At 45.4% G+C, this 21,056-nt stretch carries 16 protein-coding genes; 8 read left to right on the forward strand and 8 right to left on the reverse strand.

Annotation, left to right across the window (positions count from 1 at the left end):
- The first annotated feature begins 487 nt into the window (after window positions 1–487).
- The 4 genes from EO98_RS00060 (at window position 488) to EO98_RS00075 (ending at window position 6,011) form a co-directional block, all read left to right on the forward strand.
- Window positions 488–2,038 (forward strand): 2-isopropylmalate synthase, encoded by a 1,551-nt coding sequence (locus EO98_RS00060; protein ID WP_048139515.1) that lies wholly within the window; start codon window positions 488–490, stop codon window positions 2,036–2,038.
- 150 nt (window positions 2,039–2,188) lie between these two features.
- A complete protein-coding gene (locus EO98_RS00065) occupies window positions 2,189–2,962 on the forward strand; it encodes a TatD family hydrolase (protein ID WP_048139518.1) in 774 nt (257 codons plus the stop codon).
- Window positions 2,963–3,054: 92 nt separating this feature from the next.
- Window positions 3,055–3,696 carry an MBL fold metallo-hydrolase gene (locus tag EO98_RS00070; protein ID WP_048132378.1) on the forward strand — a complete coding sequence of 214 codons (642 nt, stop codon included), beginning with the start codon at window positions 3,055–3,057 and terminating at the stop codon, window positions 3,694–3,696.
- A 389-nt stretch (window positions 3,697–4,085) separates the two neighbouring features.
- Window positions 4,086–6,011: a YgiQ family radical SAM protein gene (locus EO98_RS00075; protein ID WP_048139569.1), complete on the forward strand. Its 1,926-nt coding sequence runs from the start codon at window positions 4,086–4,088 to the stop codon at window positions 6,009–6,011.
- 68 nt (window positions 6,012–6,079) lie between these two features.
- Here EO98_RS00075 and EO98_RS00080 read toward each other — a convergent pair whose 3' ends face one another.
- The 4 genes from EO98_RS00080 to EO98_RS00095 form a co-directional block, all read right to left on the reverse strand.
- Window positions 6,080–6,361, reverse strand: coding sequence for a hypothetical protein (locus EO98_RS00080; RefSeq protein ID WP_048133510.1), 282 nt, complete (start codon window positions 6,359–6,361; stop codon window positions 6,080–6,082).
- A gap of 43 nt (window positions 6,362–6,404) precedes the next feature.
- Window positions 6,405–6,662: a hypothetical protein gene (locus tag EO98_RS00085; protein ID WP_048139519.1), complete on the reverse strand. Its 258-nt coding sequence runs from the start codon at window positions 6,660–6,662 to the stop codon at window positions 6,405–6,407.
- A 308-nt stretch (window positions 6,663–6,970) separates the two neighbouring features.
- The gene (locus EO98_RS00090; protein WP_048139571.1) at window positions 6,971–8,098 is read right to left on the reverse strand and encodes a (Fe-S)-binding protein; all 1,128 of its coding nucleotides are present in this window, start codon (window positions 8,096–8,098) and stop codon (window positions 6,971–6,973) included.
- A 47-nt stretch (window positions 8,099–8,145) separates the two neighbouring features.
- Window positions 8,146–9,516 carry an FAD-binding oxidoreductase gene (locus EO98_RS00095; protein ID WP_048139522.1) on the reverse strand — a complete coding sequence of 457 codons (1,371 nt, stop codon included), beginning with the start codon at window positions 9,514–9,516 and terminating at the stop codon, window positions 8,146–8,148.
- 307 nt (window positions 9,517–9,823) lie between these two features.
- Between EO98_RS00095 and arcS the strand changes: the two genes are divergently transcribed.
- A complete protein-coding gene (gene arcS, locus EO98_RS00100) occupies window positions 9,824–11,701 on the forward strand; it encodes an archaeosine synthase subunit alpha (RefSeq protein ID WP_048139524.1) in 1,878 nt (625 codons plus the stop codon).
- A gap of 253 nt (window positions 11,702–11,954) precedes the next feature.
- A complete protein-coding gene (gene rimI / locus EO98_RS00105) occupies window positions 11,955–12,485 on the forward strand; it encodes a ribosomal protein S18-alanine N-acetyltransferase (protein WP_048139573.1) in 531 nt (176 codons plus the stop codon).
- On the opposite strand, the gene EO98_RS00110 is transcribed toward rimI, so the two are convergent.
- Together EO98_RS00110 and dnaG are read right to left on the reverse strand one after the other, a co-directional pair.
- Entirely contained in the window at window positions 12,469–12,747 is a 279-nt protein-coding gene (locus EO98_RS00110; protein WP_011024502.1) for a UPF0058 family protein, read from the reverse strand. The genes rimI and EO98_RS00110 overlap by 17 nt on opposite strands.
- 452 nt (window positions 12,748–13,199) lie before the next feature.
- Window positions 13,200–14,756: a DNA primase DnaG gene (gene dnaG / locus EO98_RS00115; RefSeq protein WP_048139526.1), complete on the reverse strand. Its 1,557-nt coding sequence runs from the start codon at window positions 14,754–14,756 to the stop codon at window positions 13,200–13,202.
- A gap of 1,621 nt (window positions 14,757–16,377) precedes the next feature.
- Here dnaG and EO98_RS00120 point away from each other — a divergent pair.
- Both EO98_RS00120 and rtcA read left to right on the forward strand, forming a co-directional pair.
- Window positions 16,378–17,883, forward strand: coding sequence for an NAD(P)/FAD-dependent oxidoreductase (locus EO98_RS00120; RefSeq protein ID WP_048139529.1), 1,506 nt, complete (start codon window positions 16,378–16,380; stop codon window positions 17,881–17,883).
- Window positions 17,884–17,926: 43 nt separating this feature from the next.
- On the forward strand, window positions 17,927–18,994 hold the full coding sequence (rtcA, locus tag EO98_RS00125) for an RNA 3'-terminal phosphate cyclase (protein WP_048139531.1): 1,068 nt from the start codon (window positions 17,927–17,929) through the stop codon (window positions 18,992–18,994).
- A gap of 129 nt (window positions 18,995–19,123) precedes the next feature.
- Here rtcA and EO98_RS00130 read toward each other — a convergent pair whose 3' ends face one another.
- Both EO98_RS00130 and EO98_RS00135 read right to left on the reverse strand, forming a co-directional pair.
- Window positions 19,124–19,747, reverse strand: a complete 624-nt coding sequence (locus EO98_RS00130; protein ID WP_048133518.1) for an RNA 2'-phosphotransferase — start codon at window positions 19,745–19,747, stop codon at window positions 19,124–19,126.
- A 143-nt stretch (window positions 19,748–19,890) separates the two neighbouring features.
- Complete coding sequence (locus EO98_RS00135) at window positions 19,891–20,985, reverse strand: MFS transporter (protein WP_048139533.1); 1,095 nt, start codon at window positions 20,983–20,985, stop codon at window positions 19,891–19,893.
- Window positions 20,986–21,056: the final 71 nt, after the last annotated feature.

The raw sequence follows: 21,056 nt of genomic DNA on the forward strand, positions 1-21,056 counted from the left end.
CTCGTCAGACAGAAAAAATAACTCCTGTCTCCATTAAAAGATGAAAGAGATTTTGAATTTCAACCCACACATTTGAGCTGTGTGAGGGATACATACAAGACGTGTCTTGTATATAAGCTTTTCCCTTCAAAGAAGGTTGAACAAATTTGAAAGAGGAAAATTGGAGGGTCAAAAGATTTCAAAAGAGTTGGACTTTTGAATCCTTACCGACGTCCGTTTTTAGTAGTGATTGTTTGTAAAAACAATCCCTTCAGGCATCTCTTATTACGTTTTTTAGATTCGTTTTTAGATACCTGTTCCGTTTTTCAAATTCCGTTTTTCACTTTCGGGATGTCTTGTGACGCCCGAGAAGCAACCCTAGAATGGAGCATCTACTATAAATAGTGTTCGATCGAAAACTCAAAGAAGTAAAGTTCAACTAAATATTTAAACATCGACATGATGTTTATATACCAGAAGTGTACATTCAATTTGATGATTACTATGGATGTACACACTGAAAGAAGGGATCGATTTTTACATCGAACCCATGCAGAATAAAAAAGTAACTATTTTTGACACAACACTGCGTGACGGAGAACAAACCCCGGGCGTATCCCTGACTTCGACCCAGAAGCTGGAAATTGCTCATCAACTCGACAAACTAGGGGTAGACATAATAGAAGCCGGATTTCCCATATCTTCAGAAGGAGATAAAGAATCCGTAAAATCGATTTCTAATGCAGGGCTTGATACCATAGTATGTGGGCTTGCTCGTGTACTAAAAAAAGATATCGATGCCTGTTTTGAAAGTGATGTTGGCCTTGTGCACACCTTCGTCCCGACCTCGGAGGTACAGCGGATATATACCATTAAAAAGAGCCAGGAAGAAGTAATTCAACTGGCTGTGGAAGCTGTCCAGTACATCAAAGACCACGGGCTGAAGTGCATGTTTTCTGCAATGGATGCCACCAGAACCGACCCTGCATATCTCATAGAGGTTTTCAAGGCGGTCCAGGAGGCAGGATGCGATATCATTAACGTGCCAGACACGGTAGGAATCATGGTTCCATCTGCAATGTACAGACAAATAAAAGACATTGCAGCCGAAATAACGATTCCAATAGACGTACACTGCCACAATGATTTCGGGCTTGCAGTAGCAAACAGCCTTATGGCCGTTGAAGCCGGGGCATCTCAGGTACAGGTCACTATAAACGGTATTGGAGAGAGGGCAGGAAATGCTGACCTTTCCCAGACAGTGATGAGCCTGACGTCAATCTACGGTGTAAAAACCAATATCCGGACAGAATACCTTCTCGAAACCTCGAAAATGATTGAAAACTACACCGGAATCAGACTCCCGCCAAACACTCCTGTGGTAGGGCAAAACGCCTTCTCCCATGAATCGGGAATCCACAGCCAGGGAGTACTTGAAAAATCCGACACCTTCGAACCAGGTATAATGACCCCGGAAATGGTCGGGCACAGACGGCGCATCGTCCTTGGAAAGCACACAGGCAAACATGCAGTCAAACAGTCCCTTGAGTCTGCTGGCATAAAAACCAATGAAAAGCAGCTTGACGAGATTGTGTTCAGGATCAAAGAAATCGCAAACAAAGGTAAACAGATAACAGATGCCGATCTCTATGCAGTTGCCTCTGCAGTGCTCGGAAAAGCAAGCTCTGATGAAGAATTTATCAAGCTCAAAGAAGTATCCGTCATGACAGGAAACATCCTCACACCTACAGCTGTGGTCAAAGCTGATATCGACGGAAAAGAAATCATTTCAGCAAAAACCGGAGTTGGCCCTGTAGACGCCGCCCTCAAGGCCGTAAGGGATATCCTCGGCGAAAGCAACCATTTCAAACTTCAGGATTTCAGGATCGATGCTATTACCGGTGGGGCAGATGCACTTGCCGATGTGTACATAGGTCTCGAAAACGAAAAGGGCAGGATTGTAACAGCACGGTCCGCAAACCCGGATATAGTTATGGCTTCCGTGGAAGCCCTTGTAAACGCTATGAACCTGCTGTATAAAAAAGAAGAAAAAAGTTAAAAGGCAAAGAGAAAAGGGCCAAAGAGCTGGAGAATGCTGGAGAATGATACCGGAAGTAACAGCTCGAAGCCTGAAACCGGATAAGGTCTGATACCTGTTAGTTTTTCGGGTTTGTATTCCTCAAGCATGTATAAAGTAAAATAAAATGAAATGGAATACAAACCCATGCCTTATCCGATCATTGATTCTCATTGTCACCTTGATTTTCCCAAATTCAACCCAGACCGGGAAGAGACTATCCTCCGTGCCCGGAAAGCAGGAGTTATCGGGATGATCAACTCCGGAATTTCCCTGAAAGGCAACCGCATAAGTCTTGAGCTTGCGGAAAAGAATGAGGATATCCATGCTGCACTGGGGCTAAGCCCTGACATCGGCAGGGAAGGCAGTGATAAAGATATAGACGCCATCATTGCCCAGATAGAGGCTAATGCAGGAAACGCAGTGGGCATCGGAGAAGCCGGCCTGGACTTTCAGGACTGCAAAACAAATGAAGAACGTGAACGACAGACAGCTTCGTTCAAAAAAGTAATCGAGATCGCAAAAAATCTGGACAAACCTCTTGTAGTACATGCCCGGATGGCTGAAGCTGAAGCCCTTAAACTAGTAAAAGAGATGGATACCGTAGTCTATCACTGCTATAGCGGTTCCCTTGAGACCATGCAGGAAATCGTGGACTCGGGCTACTATATTTCCCTGGCTACCCTTGTCTGTTTTTCCGAACATCACCAGGCCCTTGCAGCTGAGGTACCCCTTGAAAACCTGCTCCTGGAAACCGACAGTCCTTTCCTCTCCCCACGCAAAGGCAGAAACGAGCCTGCGTATATAGTGGATTCGATCCCTGTTATAGCGCAGCTTAAGGAAATGGAACCTGCAGAAATTGCGAAGGCTGCCACTGAAAACGCGCGCAGGGTTTTCGGCATCTAAGGTTTTAAAATAGTTTCTGAGAAAAAAGAAAGAAAAAAGGAAAGAAGAAGGGAAAAAGAGAAAACAGAAAGAGGAACAGAAGAGGAAGAAATATGGAAGTCCGATATATTTGCCCCACCGCCTATGATTCCAGTGTCTACCTTGTAAACGGGAAAGTCCTGATCGATGCGGGAATGAGCAGTGACCTGATCATCAGGGAGCTGGAAAAATCTATCAAGCTTACTGACCTTGAATTAATCGTCCTGACCCACTGCCACTATGACCACACTGCCGCAGCTGCAATAATTGCAGAGAAGAGTGGAGCAAAAGTTGGAATCCACAGGGCAGACCTTGAAGGCGTAAACGACGAGTATCTAAGTGTTTCAGTGCTCTTCGGAGACCGCGCTCCGGCTGTAAGACCAACAGTCATCTATGAAGAAGGGGACAAAATTCCCATAGGAAACGGGGAATACCTCGAAGTCATTCACACACCAGGCCATTCAAAAGGGAGCATCTGCCTCTATGAACCCGTCTCAAAAAACCTCTTTTCAGGAGACACCGTCTTTCCAGGCGGAGGTTTTGGAAGAATGGACTTTGAAGGTTCAGAGCCTGACAAAATGCTTGGTTCCGTAGAAAAACTCACAAAACTCGATGTAAAAAACCTGTACTCAGGGCATGGAGCCCCGAATGACAGGGACGGGAACAAACAGATCCTGGCTTCTTATACAATGCTAAAGATGATGATGGGAGTCTGAAGGCAGCGAATAAGAAAAAGAGATTAAAAGACTGGAAGAAAAAGATTAAAAGACTGGAAGTCCGGAAGCAGATTATGGAAAAAGATACAGCAGTCCCGAGAGGAAATAAAAAATTCAACCTGGAAAAAACAGATAAAGAAAAGGAGAAAAAACCGGATAGAGAAAGGTCCGCCAGAAAAACCAGTTTTTTTGTTCCAAAAAAAGTAGAAACCGGAAAAGAAATAAAATCCGGGACTCGGACCTCAATAAAACCCGAAAGGACAGTTCCTGAAACCTCAGCGGGAAAAGGGAAAAAATCCGAATTGAGGCCTGAAACTAAAACCGAAAAGAAGGAAAAAAAGCAGAAAAAAAGCTTTTATCCAGCTCTCCCTGTATCAAAGTTTCTCCCGATGAGCCCTGAAGAAGTAAAAGCTCGCGGCTGGAAGGAACTTGACATCATTCTGATTACAGGAGACGCCTATGTAGACCATTCCAGTTTCGGGACTGCAATAATAGGAAGGGTCCTTGAAGATGTCGGCTTCAGGGTAGGAATAATTGCCCAGCCAAAATGGGATAATCCCGAGGATTTCAAGAAACTTGGAAAACCCAGACTCTTTTTTTCCGTAAGCGCAGGAAACACTGACTCAATGGTCAGCAACCTGACTCCGGGCCTTAAGCCGCGAGATAAGGATGCATATTCCCCTGGAGGCGAAACAGGGCTTCGTCCAAACCGCGCCGTGATTATTTATTCAAACCGGATAAAAGAAGCTTTCCCCGAAGTGCCGATAGTGCTTGGAGGAATTGAAGCTTCCCTGCGGCGCTTTGCTCATTACGATTATCTTTCGGACAAAGTAAGGCAGTCAATTCTGGCCGACGCCCCTGCAGACCTCGTTGTCTACGGAATGGGAGAACTCCAGATTGTAGAAATTGCAAAGCGCCTTCAAGCCGGAGAAGACATCAGGGAGATCAGAGACATCCCCGGCACGGTCTGGAAGATGGAAGTCAAAGCCTGGAAAGAACTCAAAAAGGACAAAAAGACCGCTAAAGAACAGGATGGACAGGAACAGGACAAACGGGAACAAAAAGGGGAGAGAGAATCAGTAAGTACAGCCGAGGGAATGGCTCGGGATGTAGCTGAAGGTGTAGCTACGAGCTCAGCCGAATTTTTCAAAGAATACATAGAAATTCCTTCTTTTACCGAAGTTTCTCAGGACAAAGCAGACTTTGCAAATGCTTTCCGCACATACTTCATGGAACAGAACCCGGTCACCGGAAAAGGTGTTGTCCAGCCTCACCCGAAAACCGTTATTGTGCAGAACAGGCCCACGCGCCCTCTGACAGAAGCGGAGCTTGACCATGTATATGAGCTACCGTTTACAGGCGAAGCTCACCCCTTCTACCCCGAGCCCATCCCTGCCCTTGAGATGGTAAAATTCTCCCTGACAACGCACAGAGGCTGTTTCGGAGGCTGTGCCTTTTGCGCCATCACCCAGCATCAGGGGCGCATGATCGCAAGCCGCAGCATCGAGTCCGTCCTCAGGGAAGCAAAGAAGCTTACGGAAAAACCGGACTTCAAGGGCATAATCAACGGCGTCGGCGGACCCACTGCCAACATGTACGCCATGGGCTGCAAAAGCTGGGAGAAAAAAGGGGCCTGCCTGGATAAAGCCTGCCTCTACCCCCGCATCTGCCCTGCCCTTGACACAAGCCATAAAAAACTGCTCGAACTCCTCCACAACCTGCGCAACCTGCCCGGCGTCAAACACGCCTTTACAGGCTACGGAGTGCGCTACGACCTGGCTCTTGAGGATGAAGAGTACCTCGAAGAACTTTGCGCCCACCACATAAGCGGGCAGCTGCGGGTTGCGCCTGAACATTTCTCAAAGCGAGTAACCGATGCAATGTCCAAGCCAGGGAAAGAAGTATATGAGAGATTTTCCGGAAAGTTTGCAGTCCTTAACAAAAAATGCGGCAAGGAACAGTATATAGTAAACTACCTGATGTCAGGACACCCGGGATGTACCCTTGAAGATATGATCGAAATGGCAGAGTATGTGAGGGACCATGGGGGCTACACAGAACAGGTACAGGACTTTACCCCAACACCGATGACAGTATCGACCTGCATGTATTACACAGAGCTTGACCCGTTCACCGGCAAAAAAATATACGTTGCGAAGGGCAAAAAAGAAAAAGCCATGCAGAGAGCCCTGATGCACTACATGAGTCCTGCAAACTATGAACTCGTATATGAAGCCCTGGAAAAAGCAGGAAGGCTCGACCTTGTGGGAAATGCCCATAATTGTTTGATAAGAAGAAAGAATAAATTTTATTAAAAAGGCTTAATAGGCTTTTTTATCCTGAATTTGGGAATGAAGGGAATGAGCAGATTTTGCTAATTTCCTCAGTACCCCTGGCACTCACGCAAGAAAGACCTCAGTTTTCCGCTTACCTGCCCGCAGTAGGTATCCAGGGATCTTTCCTTGACCTCAATTAGCAGGTTGTTCCCCCCATCCCAGCTAAAGTGGGCAACTATACCGTTGCCTTCAAGCACTCCGGAGTTTCCCGGCTGTACCTTTATCCCATATGCTTGCAGTTTTTTCTTCAGACAGGAAAACACGTCCGGAGTTACATTTCTAAACCTGATCCCCTGGCACCCCTCCGTGTCCAGTTTCCTTTCACCCATCTCCTTCTTTCCTCCTGTCCGAAGAAACTTTATCCGGATGCTTTCAGGAACCGTGGCACTCTTTCACGAAAGCCTTTATTTTCCGGGCTGCAGTGTCACAGCTGACAATAAATGGTTTTTCCGTGATTGTGATGGTAAGGGAAGACGTCCCATCCCATTCAAAATCTGCAGTGACCCCCTTGCCCGAAAGTTCCCCTCTGTTTCCCGGTGGGACATGGATATCATAGTCCTGAAGCTTTTTCTTCATACATTTAAACACATCAGGGGGAACGTTCTGAAACTTAATTGGTTTACAACTCATAGATCCTATCCTCCCATAAATTCCTAAAGCTTACGTTTGTCTGTATTGCTCAATAAACAACAGTCGCCTTCAAGAAATAAAAATATAGCGTTGACCGACAGCGGACGGATTATCATTGTGTCCACTCAGGAAGATAAAATCAGGAAGATAAAAATTCTGTGATATTTACAATTAAAAAATAGAAGTCGCAAAAAAACAATTACTGATTTTACATCAGGAACAAACCTCTTCTCAGGAGCAAAAAAGGAATTACTGAGCCGGAATGAAAACCGGCCCGGAAAAAAATCAACCACAAATCAGTAGCTAATTCACTCCAGTGCCATTGCCACGAGTTCTACAATATCGATGATCTCGATATCCCCACCTGCGTCTCTGAGGTTTCTCACACAGAGGGGGCAGGAGGTGACGAGGTAGTCCACGCCTTCGGGCACGTCTTCAATACGCTTTTTTGCAAGTGCAAGGGAGATGTCGGGATATCCTATCCTGACTCCGCCCCCACCGCCACAGCAGCGGGAGTTTTCTTTGATGTTTTTCATCTCCTTGAGAGTGCAGATAGCCTGAATAACTTTCCGGGGGGCGTCATATACCTTGTTGTGCCTGCCCAGATGGCAGGGGTCGTGGTAGGTAACTGTGATGTCAAGATGCTTCAGGTTCAGTTCTTCCAGGTGTTCGGCAAGGAACTCGGGGAGGCTGATGACCCTGAGCTCTTCGGGGTAGTTGTTTTTGAGAGTGGTGTAACAACCGGCGCAGCCCGTGATGACGGTGTGAGCTCCTACCTTCCGGATCTGCTCAAGGTTATGCTCCATAATCTTCCCCGCAGCTTCCCGGAAACCCGTACGGAGGAGGGGAGAAGCACAGCACTGCTCGTCCGGCAGGAGGGTGACTCCAAAGCGCTGCAAAACCTCAAAAGTCTTTTTTGCAAATTCCGGATAACGGTAGGAGTCGAAACAACCCACAAAGTAGACATAGTCAGACTTCTCCGGGAGGTTTGAACGTTCTGTATCGGAAAGCCAGTGCTGGCGACTTCGTGTTTCCCCAAAAGAGTTCCCACTGGTCGTAATCGCAGCCTTCAGTTTTTCCTGGGCCTCAGTTGTCACACCGCATTTTACCAGCTGGGCACGGGCAGCTTCCACTACGTCTGGAGGGTTTGCTCCGGCAGGGCATTTGGCAGCGCAGATCCCGCAGGTTGTGCAGGAAGCAAGGCTTGAGAGGACATCTTCTGACGGCGGCCTTCCTTCGAGCAGACTCTTAATGATAAGCATTCTTCCGCGTGTATTGGCGGACTCCCAGCCAACTACATCAAAGACCGGGCAGACTGAACGGCAGGTTCCACACTGCACGCATTTATAAACCGAACGGCGGTCAATTTCAAAGGGCTGCTCTTTGCCGTTAGTCTCACTTTTCTCTCTGGCCTCACTTATTCCACTTTCTTTCATTTCTTCTGCTCTCTTAGTTTCCTTTTTTCCTTCGTTTTTCACGGCTCTCACAACCCCAGCTTGCCCGGGTTCAGGATTCCTTTCGGGTCAAGGGCTTTCTTGATTGCACGCATTACCTCAAGGGCCGGACCCCATTGGGCTTCCATATACTGGCCGCGGGCAGCCCCCACACCGTGTTCGGAACTTACCGTACCTCCAAGTTCTATTGCAGTCCTGTGGATCAGATCAGCAGCCCGGTTCAAGCGATCCCACTCGTCCTTATTAAGGACGTCAATGAAAAGGGCAAGGTGCAGGTTTCCGTCTCCAATATGCCCGTACTTCATGGCAGGCAGGTTAAATTTCTCAGAAATTTCCTGTGCTCTCCTGAGTAGTTCCGGAATCTTCTTTATAGGAACTCCCACGTCTTCCCCCACATAAATCCTGGTTTTCGTGGGATCAAGGCGGGAAACAGCAGCCCCTACAAGCTTTCTGGCTGCCCAGATATCGGCCATTTCCTTTTCACTTTCCGCAAGCTTTATGGAGATGGCAAGGGGAGAACAGACCTCTATAATCTGCTCTGCAGCCTCACGCGCCGAGTTTTCGGTGCCGTCGACCTCGAAAAGGATTACATCGCCCTCCGAGGGAAGCACAAGTTTCGGATCGTAGCGTTTAAGCACCTGCAGGGAAACCCTGTCAAGGATCTCGCAGGCTGAGGGGATGACCCCGTTTGAAAAAGTCTTTACAACTGCCTGCCCTGCAATCTCAGCATTTCTAAACGAAGTGATTACAAGTTTCCGGGTCTTGGGAAGAGGCGCGATCTTCAGGCTGGCTTTAGTGACGATTCCGAGCGTGCCTTCAGAGCCTATAATAAGCTGAGTCAGGTCATAACCTGCAGCGGATTTCAACATTTTTGAGCCTGTGTGAATGACAGCCCCATCAGCAAGCACCACTTCCAGATCGCGAACATAGTGCCTGGTGGTGCCGTATTTGACACAGCGCATTCCGCTTGCATTATAAGCGATCATGCCCCCGATAGTGCACATGGCAGAACTGCCCGGATTAGGGGGAAAGAAAAAGCCGTATGGCTTTAAGGCGTCATTAAGGACATCCTGGATTACTCCCGGTTCCACGACTATCTGGATGTTGTCAATATCGATTTCAAGAATGCGGTTCATTCCCGACATGTCCAGCACAATGCCCCCTCCAACAGGGACTGCGCCTCCGGCAAGTCCGGTGCCCGCTCCCCTTGCAGTCACGGGGATTTCATTTTCATAAGCAAGCCTGACAATGCGGCTGACTTCGTCCGTGCTTGTAGGGCGTACCACGTAATCAGGCATCCCTTTGACCTGGGATGCGTCAGAAGAATAACAATAAAGTTCAGAAGGCGAGACCGAGAGCCGCTCGCCAACGATTTTTCGAAGCTCTGCAGTTATATCCATTATAGACCTCAAATCTGGAATTCGGATGTGAAAAATAGAAAGTTCTGCCACAGTTGGGACAGAAATGAGAGATAAGTTGCAGCAGATAATCAATATTAATAATATATAAGAATATACCATCCTCCTTCCTCCTGAGATCTATTTAAAAAATAGAAGAAAATTGACAGCTTTTCATTAAAGTGAAGGTAAGGAAAAATATTCAGATTAAAGTGAAGGTAAAGTAAGGAAAAAGAAAGAGAGATAAGAACTTTTTCAGAAAAATGTGCAGGGCAAACCTTTACATCCTGATAGACATAAGAGGACAAATATGACACAGTACTTTGAAATAGAAAATAGAGATGGAGCAGCACGTATAGGAAAACTCCTGCTCTCTCCCGAACTCCGCACTCCCTGTGCCCTGCATACGGCAGCACTAGGAAACCTTGAAAACCCTGGATCTATTGTTGATGCAGGCAGCCTCTGGACTGTTGACCGGAAAGAACTTGCAGCACGCATAAAGGAAATTCGTGAGAAAACAGGAAAGGGGACTCTCATAATCCTTCCCCATCAGACTTATACGCCTGCCATTCCAACAGAATCACTCAATAAAGTAGAAACATTTACTGCCACAAGTGATGGAAATGCTGAAGATGAAGGTCCTACAGGTTCTTTTCTTAGAGCAGAAGGAGAGATTCAGAAGAGCGACCTTTACATAATGGAAGGGACAGGGACTCTGGAAAATAACGCTCGACGGTTTCTGGAATCCTTAATAGACCTGAAAAACCAGATCCCTCCGGATACTGCTCTCTATGCTCCCAACCTGGCCCGTCCTGAAAATGCAGCAATGCTCGCCTACATCGGGATAGATGTTATGGATGATACAAAGGCAGAAATTGCAGCCTATTCTGACATCTACCTTACAACTGCAGGTAGTTTCTATCTTGACTCACTGGTAGAGTTTCCCTGCAGGTGCAGGGTATGTGCCGCCACAACGCCCGCAGAGCTTCTAACTCTCCCGAGAGCCGAAAGGGCAAAGCTTCTTTCAGCCCATAACAGAGACGCCCTTGACGCCGAACTTGCTCTTGTCCGCGAAAAAATTAGGGCGGGGACACTGCGGGAGTACGTGGAAGGACAGTGCAGGGTCAGGCCCTGGCTTACAGCCCTGCTGCGCTTTGGGGATTTCGAATATTCCTACCTTGAAGAAAGAGTTCCCGCTTTCCGGCAAAACCAGCTCCTTGCAGATACTTCCGAAGCCCTTTCAAGGATCGAAGTGGTCAGGTTTGCACAGCGTGTGCAGGAAAGGTATGCACCTCCGGATCTTGATATCCTCCTGCTCCTCCCGTGTGCAGCTAAAAAACCCTATTCAATTTCCCAGTCCCACCAGAAGTTCATCCTTACCCTTGGAAAATACCGGAAGTTTGTCCACGAGGTAATCATAACCTCACCCCTGGGAATTGTGCCCAGAGAACTCGAATTAACCTACCCGGCAGCCCATTACGATACTGCGGTTACGGGACACTGGGACGAAGATGAAAAAGCCTGGGTTTCCGGATGCCTTGAAGCCTATCTCTCAAAACACGAGTATAAAACAATAGTTGCCCATGTGGAAGGGGCATACAGGGAGATCTGTGAAAGGGTAGCTGAAAAACTGGGGATTGACATAGTATATACTGCCGGGGAAAGTCTCACGTCCTATGAGTCTCTTTCGAACCTGAAAAATACTGTTGAATCTATCTGCATTTCCGAGAATTTCAGCCAGAAAAAACAGAATGCTGAAGAAGAGAAGAAGAATTTCGTAAAGGCGGTTGCAGGCTATCAATTCGGAGAAGGCGCAGAGTTTCTCTTTTCGGAAGAAGTCGGAAACCCCATGGTTAAAGGCCGTTTCCCGAAGTACCAGCTCTTTACCGGGAAAAAACAGCTTGCAACTTTAATCCCGCAGTACGGGATGCTTGCCCTTTCTCCTGAAGGAGCGGAACTGGTACTAAAAAGTGAGAAATATGTGGTAAAGATTGACGACTTTGTCCCACGCGGTTCCATTCTTGCCCCTGGCGTGCTTGAAGCAGACCCCGAAATACGACCAAATGATGAGGTAATAGTTCTCGGGAAAAAAGCTCTCTGTGTAGGAAGGGCTATGATGAGCGGGAGAGAAATGGAAGAATCAGGCAGAGGTGTTGCTGTAGACGTCCGGCATGTTAAAAAACTTTAAACCTGAAAACTTTAAACCTGAAAACTTTAAACCTGAAAACTTTAAATCTGAAGACCTTGGGGCTGAAAACTTTAAAGCTGATTATCTAGCCTGATTTTCAGCCCGGTAAAACATTACAGAAGCGCGGAGCCTGCGCCAAAAAAAGATATTCCTGAATAGAAAATATATAGAACAGAAAGCCATACAGGCTTCCTTGAGAGAGTTGGTCTTCCCTCGAAGAAGTAATAAAATGGCAGGAATATATAATGATATTATGATAAGACGTTTCACACCTGAGGACTTCCAGGAAATAGTCGAAATTGAAGAAGAGGCTTTTTCGGAACATAATTCCCTGGTGTATATGAACTTTTACGAAATGGTTGGAGACGGCTTCCTTGTTGCGGAACATGATAGAAAAGTAGTAGGGTATGTAGTGGGCTACCGTTCCGCGGAAAACGAAGGGCATATTTTTTCCGTTGGCGTAAAAAAAGAATATCGGGGAAGGGGAATAGGCACGGAACTTATTCATGCCATATGTGACGTTTTTGTTGCAAACGGGCTTAGATACGCGAGACTGGAAGTAAGAAACAGTAACACTGACGCACAAAAATTATACAGATCGATAGGATTCGTATCCTGCTGGACTGAAAAAAAGTATTATTCAGATGGAGAAGACGGTATGGTTATGAAAATGCATCTGCACCCATACCGCCTCTTGATCTCAAAACAAAAATATCTCGAACCCATATTATCGAACAACGAACTCTTTACTACAATCAAGGGCCCTATCAGTTATTACCGATGAGCTTAATGACGGAATTCAAAGAATCTCTCATATGGGTAGACGCTTCCTCGAAGATAGGGTCATCCCGTGACATGAGAGTGGCAAGCTCGCCTCCCAAAATAAAAATTGCGCGCTTGTGATCCGCCTTGCTCCTGTGGATGTGGACGGGGCTTATCGATAAAGCCTTGTAGTCATCGAACTCGTGCGTTACACCGTGCCTCTCAAAGTATCTTTTCATTTGAGCCATATATGTGTGCAGTTGTATCAGTTCTTCCTTGTGCATAGCGAACAGACCTACAATTTTTCAATTAAACACCTACAATTTTACAAGATCAATTAAATATTATCTTGAACCGAATAAAAGAATTACCCGAGGAAATTTGTTTCCTAGTTTTTGTTAATAAATTTTTTCATATAATGTAAATGATAAATGATGAAGAATTGTAGGATAGAGTGTGAATTTTAGTAATATAGTGTGAATCCATGCCAAATCGTAGTGATTTCCCCGGAGATATATATAAATGATACACATAAAATAAGAACAGTGAAATAATTAGTTCCTGACCAGGAGAATATACTCAATGGCATATATTTATTGGAATTATTTTTGGGTACGGTACCCTATTTTCAGGGAAAAATTGACTCTATGAAGAAAAACAGACGTAAATAAACGATTTTTTTAAAACAACAAGAAAAGAAATAAAAAAGATGAAGAAAGGAAGTAAAAAGACCTGCTCAGAGCATGTTGGAGGTCATAACTTCCATATCTGCAGGAACTTTAGCAAGATTTCCGATTTTTACCCCTACAAGATTCTTGATTGCATTACTAGAAGCAATATCAACGAGCCTCTGAGTAATTACACCATCAAAAATTACACTTTTCACATTGTCTTTGTAGGTTTTTAACCTGCTTGCAAGGTCTCTGACTGCCATTTCCTCTATTACCCGGTCTTCAGAGTCCAGAATCCTTGCCGTCAATGTTCCTTTAAGGGCGTCTACATGCGGTCTGAACCTCACCGCTTCAGGAGAGAGAGGAGTCGGAGCCTGTCTGGCAGGAGCGGGTGAAACCCTTACGGCCTCTCCACCAGGAACTTTCACAGCTGAAACCTTCTCAGCTGAAACCTTCTCAGCTGAGGCCTTTCCTCTGGAAACCCTGGTGACTGGAACTGCTCTTGCTATAACTGGCTTTGAGACAGTCTTTCTTGCCTCAACTCTTTCTACCGTTGCATGAGTTTTTTCAGAGGGCCTTTCTGGAACTTTTTCCGAAGTTTTCTCAGAAGCCGCCACTTCCATTTCTTCAGGGGATTCCTCTTCGTAAACGTCTGTCTTTGAGGATACCCTGTGAACTTTCACACGTTTGTGTAACTTCTTCTCCGCAATTCTGGGAGCAACTTCAGGTGCTCTTATCTTTCTCTTGGAAATGTGTTCCAGCCTGCAGGCACTATCTTCAGTTTCTTTTTCCTGGATTCCGTATTTCTCAATAATCTGTTCCACTGGAACTTTTCGGCGCAAAGACCTGATTATTTCTTTCTGGACAAGATCTTCTACACCCTTGCCATCTGGAGCGCGGGCAACATAGTCGATATCTGCCACCTGCAGGAGTTCACGTATAATGAGTTCTCCACCCCGATCTCCGTCAGTAAAAGCAGTTACAGTTTTCTTTTTAGTAAGTTCAGCGACCTCAGGTGGAATGTTAGTTCCGCCCACGCAGATGGTGTTCTTTATACCATAGCGAAGCAGGGTCAGGATGTCAGCCCTTCCTTCAACAATAATGATAGCGTCCGAGTTGAGTACGTTCGGCCCGCAGGGTATCCTTGACTTGCCATAATAAGTCAGTTCGTCAACCCTTACGGACTGCCGGACTTCGTCAGCAAGTTCCTGAGATTCGGGCACAGTCTCATCGAACATTTTCGTGAAGATGAGTTTTGCCCTTTCAATAATTTTTTTGCGCTTTACAGCCCTTACATCTTCGACCTGGAAAACCTCAATTTTGGCACTGCAAGGACCTACCCTGTCAATGGTTTCCAGAGATGCTGCAAGAATCGACGTCTCTACTTTATCAAGGCTCGAAGGAACAAAGATATTTCCTTTGGTTTTTCCACCTTTGGCGGTAACCATTACCTCGATCCTGCCGATCCTTCCGGTCTTCTGCAGATCACGCAGATCAAGATCGGCTCCAAGCAACCCTTCGGTCTGACCAAAAATTGCGCCTACGATATCAGGACGCTCAATTACCCCATCAGCATTGATTTTAGAATGAATAATGTATTTTGTAGTATCAGTATTTTGCATGTGAATTCTCCCAAACTATTATAAAGAATTATCATGAAAGATGTATTATAAACAATGTATTACGAACGATGTATTACGAACGATGTATTACGAACGATGTATTACGAACGTTTTTTCTTTGGTGATTATTTTAATTAATCGACGGGAAATCACCCTTAACACCCGAACAATTCCGGCATACAATTCTTTTTCCGTCTTCAGGCTCATAGTACTTTTCTGGTAGTACAAACCTATCCTCTATATCCTGGAAACGTACTGGATACCATAAAGGGCCAGAAAATGCAAAAATAGTAGTAAAAATCAGATTTAAAACCAGATCAGAGATAATACACCCTTGAAAAGACAGATTTCATAATTGAGGATTACTATGAACCCTATGAACCGGAAAGAGGAGTTCCGAACCTGCCTGCAACTGCCTGTTGCGCTTATGCCAGGATAATTAAACCGGCGGAATACTTCCTGACTGTTGCTTGATGAAATCTTACCTGCAAGGCAAATCGCCAGATAAGTACCAGCCTGGTTTTAAAGCTCTCAAAGATAGAGCTATTCCTGATTTTCGACCAAAGTATAACAGTATACCTCCACAATATCCACGGAGGCTTTTTGCATCTGCCCGAAAATATTTGCCCTAACATAAGCTTATTGATGGATCTGAAATAACTCTCAGAATCCCAAGTCAAATAATGTGTTTACCATTCAATATACCTGATAACTGAAGACTTCCAGAGATATTCCCAGAGATGGGATAAACCTGAGGCGTGAGCAGCTAGAGTGTGCCAGACGCCTTTTTGATTAAACAAGTATCCCTAAACGATAAGTGGTAAAGCAGTGAATGAAATGCATCAGGTTTATTGAAAGCACTTTTTGACTATTACTTCATGGGTGATAAGTATAAGGTTTATTTTTGGACTGAATGGTATTAGCCCTGAATTGGTAACATGTATAATCTGAAATTTCTATTAAGTTTGCATACGTTTAGTTACGTAAGATTCTTTACGAATCCGGTAGGTGATGAATGGATGAAGTAATTAATTTATGATATGACCTGACAGAACAGCTCCCGCCCGCCTTAAAGCAACTTCGGAGAAACAGGAATCCTGTATGTCACATGTCTTAAATTCATATGTTTAATGCCTGCAGGCTTTAAGAACTTTGTGGTTATTTAAAAGGTTAGTTAACCCTGAATTATTTTAATTCATTCTTGATAAATTTAAGGATAATGACATCTGGAAATGTTCTCAAAATTCATAAAAAAGAGTTAATTAGAAAAATTTAGAAAAGTATATATAAAACAAAGAACGTCTAAAAATTTGAACGAGCGAGACAAATACACTGTTTTATGTATTAACCCCCCCACTCCCAACTCGCTCGTTCACCCCCCCCATAAAATCATTATCTTTCTCTTTTGTTTTCTGGAAAACACCTTCAAATGGATATTTTCAGGAAAGATGTTCGATTAAACTTAATTTATAGGACATTGAAGGACACTTAAAGTCTTTCCAGATCATCTGAAATCCCCCCAGGTACTGAAGACGCTCCGGATGTTGAAGGCTCTCCGGATGTTGAAGGTTCTTTTCCTTTTAAAAACCTATAATAGGCGCGAAACACCATTATAAAAAGCATGGGAAGCGATTTTGGCGTAAAGGATGCTGCAGGCAAAGTTATTCAAACCGCAGGTGAAGTTCAGGAAGATGTCCCTGAAAAAGTCTCCGCACAGGCCAGGATAGATAAAAACCTTACAAGGGTGGTCATTATAGGAGGTGGGGCCTGTGGCATGGCAGCTGCTACCAAGATCAGGAGGCAGAGTGACTTTAAAATAACTGTGCTTTCATCTGATTCCCACACAGCTTACAGTCACTGCGGAATTCCTTTTGTTCTGGGCAGGGAAATTGAAAGTTTTGAAAAACTGATTGTAAAACCCCCGGGTTTTTTCAGGGAAAAAAAAATAGATGTGAAACTGAACGAGAAAGTGAGGTCAATAGACCTGACCAGGCGGGTCGCCCTGACAGGAGAAGGAGCCTATCCTTTTGACAAACTTATGATTGCTACAGGGAGCCTGCCCTTTATATCTCGCAAAAGCCAGGCAAATATTCTACCTTACGGAATCTTCACGCTCAGGAACCTTACTGACGGCATGCTCTTTGGAAAAGCCCTTGAAACCGCCCGGACAGTATGCATCGTAGGTGGAGGTACAATAGGAATTGAATGTGCCTCAGCCCTAACAAAGCGAGGGATTAAAACTATCCTTATAACCAGAAGTAAAGACCTGCTTTCCAGCCAGTTTGATTCCGAGATGTCTGCAATTGTCAGGGCACACCTTGAAGCCCTCGGTGTGGAAGTTATTACCGGGGAACCTATATTTTTACCTGAAAATTTCTGGAAAGAAAAAACTGTATTTGTAAAGGACAGGCAGTTTCCTGCAGACCTTGTGCTCCTGGCAACCGGTGTAAAACCTGAAGTATACCTTGCCAGAGAAGCAGGGATAGATATTGGAAAAGCAGGAGGAATAGTCGTAAATGAAATGCTTCAGGTAAAGGCAGGAGGGGAATTTCTCCCCCATGTATACGCAGGTGGCGAATGTGCGGAAGTTACGGGCCTTGTAACCGGGGAAAGCAGGCTCAGCCAGCTGGGCACAACTGCACGGCGTATGGCAGATGTGATCGGAAATAATATTACAGGCAAATACTCTACTTTCGGGCCCCTTGCTGACCCCTGGGTAGCTGTTGCTGGAGACCTGCAATTCGGAGGAGTTGGGTTTACACCCGAACAGGCGGAAAGGCAGGGGATAAAAGTTGTAACCGGATTTTCCCGCGGGCGCACGAGAGCTTCCTACTATCCAGGTCGAAAAGATCTCTATATAAAACTCCATTTTAAAGACGGCTGCCTTGCAGGAGCGCAACTCGCAGGTGGAGAAGGAATAAAGGAAAGAATCGATGCCCTCTCCCTTGCAATAAGAAAGAAAACAACAATCAAAGACCTTCTTAGCCTTGAAACCTGCTATGCGCCTCCAGTTTCCATGCTTGTGGATCCGCTCATGCCAGCTGTAAAAGACGCAGTCAGAAATATGCGGAAGGAGAAAACAAATGAACTGGACCCGGATAAGAGTTCGGATGAAAGATATGGTTAAATCACAGGACGAGAAAAACGGAGTGAAATAAGGAGAGAGGGAAATGATAGAAATTGACGGTTCATATGGGGAAGGAGGAGGACAGGTAGTCAGGACAGCTGTTGCCCTTTCTGCAGTTACTGGAAAAGAAATAAAGGTTACGAACATAAGGAGAAACAGACCTAATCCCGGCCTGAAACAACAGCACCTGAAAGCTTTGGAAACTGCAGCCAGGATCTGCGAAGCACGGGTTTCAGGGCTTTTTCCGGGTTCTTCAGAGTTATTTTTTGCTCCAGTGGAAATAAAGGGGGGGAAATATGAGATTGATATCGGGACCGCAGGAAGCATAACCCTGTTTCTGCAAAGCCTTATGCCAGCCCTGCCTTTTGCAAAAGAAAAAATCGAAATAACGATACGTGGAGGAACTGACGTTGCCTGGTCACCGACAATCGACTACCTTCAGCATGTAACCTTCAGGGCACTTGAACAACTTGGATATGCAGGCAGCGTGACCCTGAAAAATCGCGGTTACTATCCCAGGGGGGGAGGAGAGGTCTCAGCTGTTTTTGAACCCTGTAAGCTTCGTGGTTTTCATTTCCGAAAGGAAGGAGAAAACAAAAGAGCCGGAAAAAACCGAATAGAAGAGGAAAACCAAAAAGGAGGGGAGAACCAAAACCAGAGGAAAGAAGTCATGGGAATTTCACATGCATCGAATCTTCCGGCACATGTGCCATCCCGCCAGGCTGAAGCTGCCGAATCCATGCTTCTTGAAGTCGGATACGGTTCACGGATCAAGGTCCGGTCCTGTGAATTACTTTCCACAGGAAGCGGGATAACCCTCTGGTCCGGTTATTGCGGAGGAAGTGCCCTTGGAGAAAGGGGACTGCCTGCTGAAAAGGTTGGCAGGCGCGCTGCAGAAGAGCTCATCTCGGAACTCAGAACAGAAGCCTCTGTAGATGTACATCTGGCAGATCAGCTGATCCCGTATATGGCACTTGCAGGAAACAGTTCTTACACGGTCCGTGAGCTGACTTTGCATGCGGCAACAAACATCTGGGTCACAGAACAGTTTCTTGATGTGAAATTCAGGATAGAGGAAAAAGAGGGCCTTTTTGAAGTATCAGTAGACTGATTAAAGGAAAAAAGGAGAAAAAGGAAAAAAATAGAAAATGACACGAAAAAACAACAGATGAAAATAAGTAAAAAATGAGTAAGGAAAAAGACAGTGAGAAAAAAAGTAAGAAAAACCAGTAAGGAGAAATTAGTCCTCGAGTACAAACAGGTACTCAGGTGGTATCTTTTCCGCGAGTACGATGTAATCCGTTGCAAGCTTTAGAGAAATTCCGTCATCCTGAGCTCTAAAGGCGTCAACCTGCAGGATCACAGGACTTTCAGTGTGGATCAGGGCGACTTCAGTTGCCTTTTCATATGAAGTACTGAGATGAACATAGCGCTGTTTGATAGGGAAAATTCCGTTCTCGAGCAGTACATCAACTTCCTCCGGGCTTGCCCCGTAGTACACGTATGGAGTATCGCTTTCCTCGTAGTCAAGATCAATGTTAACAGAATGTCCGTAACGTGCCCTTATCATAGACCCGCTGATCTGATATCTTCCTTTTTCATCGGACTCCACAAGGGCATAAAGGTACTCTTTTCTCATCCAGTTATAACGTTTATTCATAACGTCACAGAAGGTGTTAAGGTCCACCCAACCGTATTTGTCCATTTTAACTCCTGCAGATGCCGGGAAATGCCGGAGAGTACCTGATACAAACCTGCCGAGCTTTTCTTCCCTGCCGTCGTCCAGCACGTATCTACCAGGGCATTTACACTGCTGACAGCTGCCTCCTCTAAAATAGCCGTGATCAGTGCATTTTCGAATCATAGTATCACGTACATAATGAAACTTTACCATAAATAAGGTTTTGTTTTAATTTGCTTTATTTCTTAAAATTAGTTTTTGATAAGAGAATTTTAAGCCTTTACCTTCAAAATTCTGATTTCTCTACCTTTCAGTTATTCTCTCAGTTATCCCTCATCCTCTGTTATCCCCGTGCCTGCGGCCCTTCCAAGGGTTTTGTAGAACAGGAAGCCTGAAATGGAGAAAATGGCAGCTCCGAACATTGTCGCCCTAAAGCCGAAAAGCTGGGATAGGCCTCCTCCGAGAATGGCTCCCACAACCCCTGCAGCCCCGATCATTGAGTTGATCAGACCTGCTGCTGTAGCTTTATCCGGATTCAGTTCCACAACCCTGCGGGTTGAACCCACATAGAGAAAAGACCAGGAGCAAGCAACGACGAACATCCCGGGGATGACGTAAAGATAGGAGGAGGCAAAGGCATAACTGATAAAACCGACCACTGAGAGCAGGTAGCCCGCACGGATCAGCTTTTCGTTTTCAAACGGGTCAAGCCTGCGCATTATCAGAAACTGGACTGCAGGATTTATAGCATAAATAACTCCGATCCAGAAGGCGCCTGCTCCGAGCTCCCGGAGATAGAGGGGAAAAATAGTCCAGACCCCGACGGCTCCGGTATGCCGCAGGAAGAGAGAGAAATAGGTCCCTGAATTCTTCAGCAGTGTGTTAAGGGAAAAGTAAGAAATATTCAGCTGCGGTTTTTCAATGTCTTTTAACCTGAAAGCCTGCAGGAAACATAAGGCATAAAAAAGAGATGAAAGTCCAAAAAGCAGATCCATTCTTACCCCTATCACCCCTGCCAGAAGAAAACCCGCCATCCAGCCGAGAGAACCCAGAGAAATAAACCTTCCAAGGCTCTGCTTCTGATAATGGGCATAGGCGATCAGGGCCCCTGGATGAATCCCAACACTGAAACCGGCCAGAGCCCTTGCAAGCATGAGGGTAGAAGGATTGGTGGCAAAGACCTGAAGAAAAAAGGCAACTACAGCAAACCCAAAACTTCCCTGAAGCACTGTACGCAGGTGGTGAAGGTCTGCAAGCCTTCCGAAAATAAAGGAAGAAAGAAGGGTTGTGACAGAATAGATCCCCACTATAACCCCGATCTCGATATAAGAGGCACCGAGTGATGCGGCAAAAACGGGAATAAAAAGCAGCGAGAGAACATTAGCCATGTTTGAAAGGAACTGGACGTTATTTATTCTCATCAAGCAGATTCACACGATAAAAAGCACCGGCATAACTTATTATGTTTTCCAAAATGTGAGTTAAAATAAAA

The sequence above is a fragment of the Methanosarcina sp. 2.H.T.1A.6 genome (assembly GCF_000979455.1).
Lineage (GTDB): Archaea > Halobacteriota > Methanosarcinia > Methanosarcinales > Methanosarcinaceae > Methanosarcina.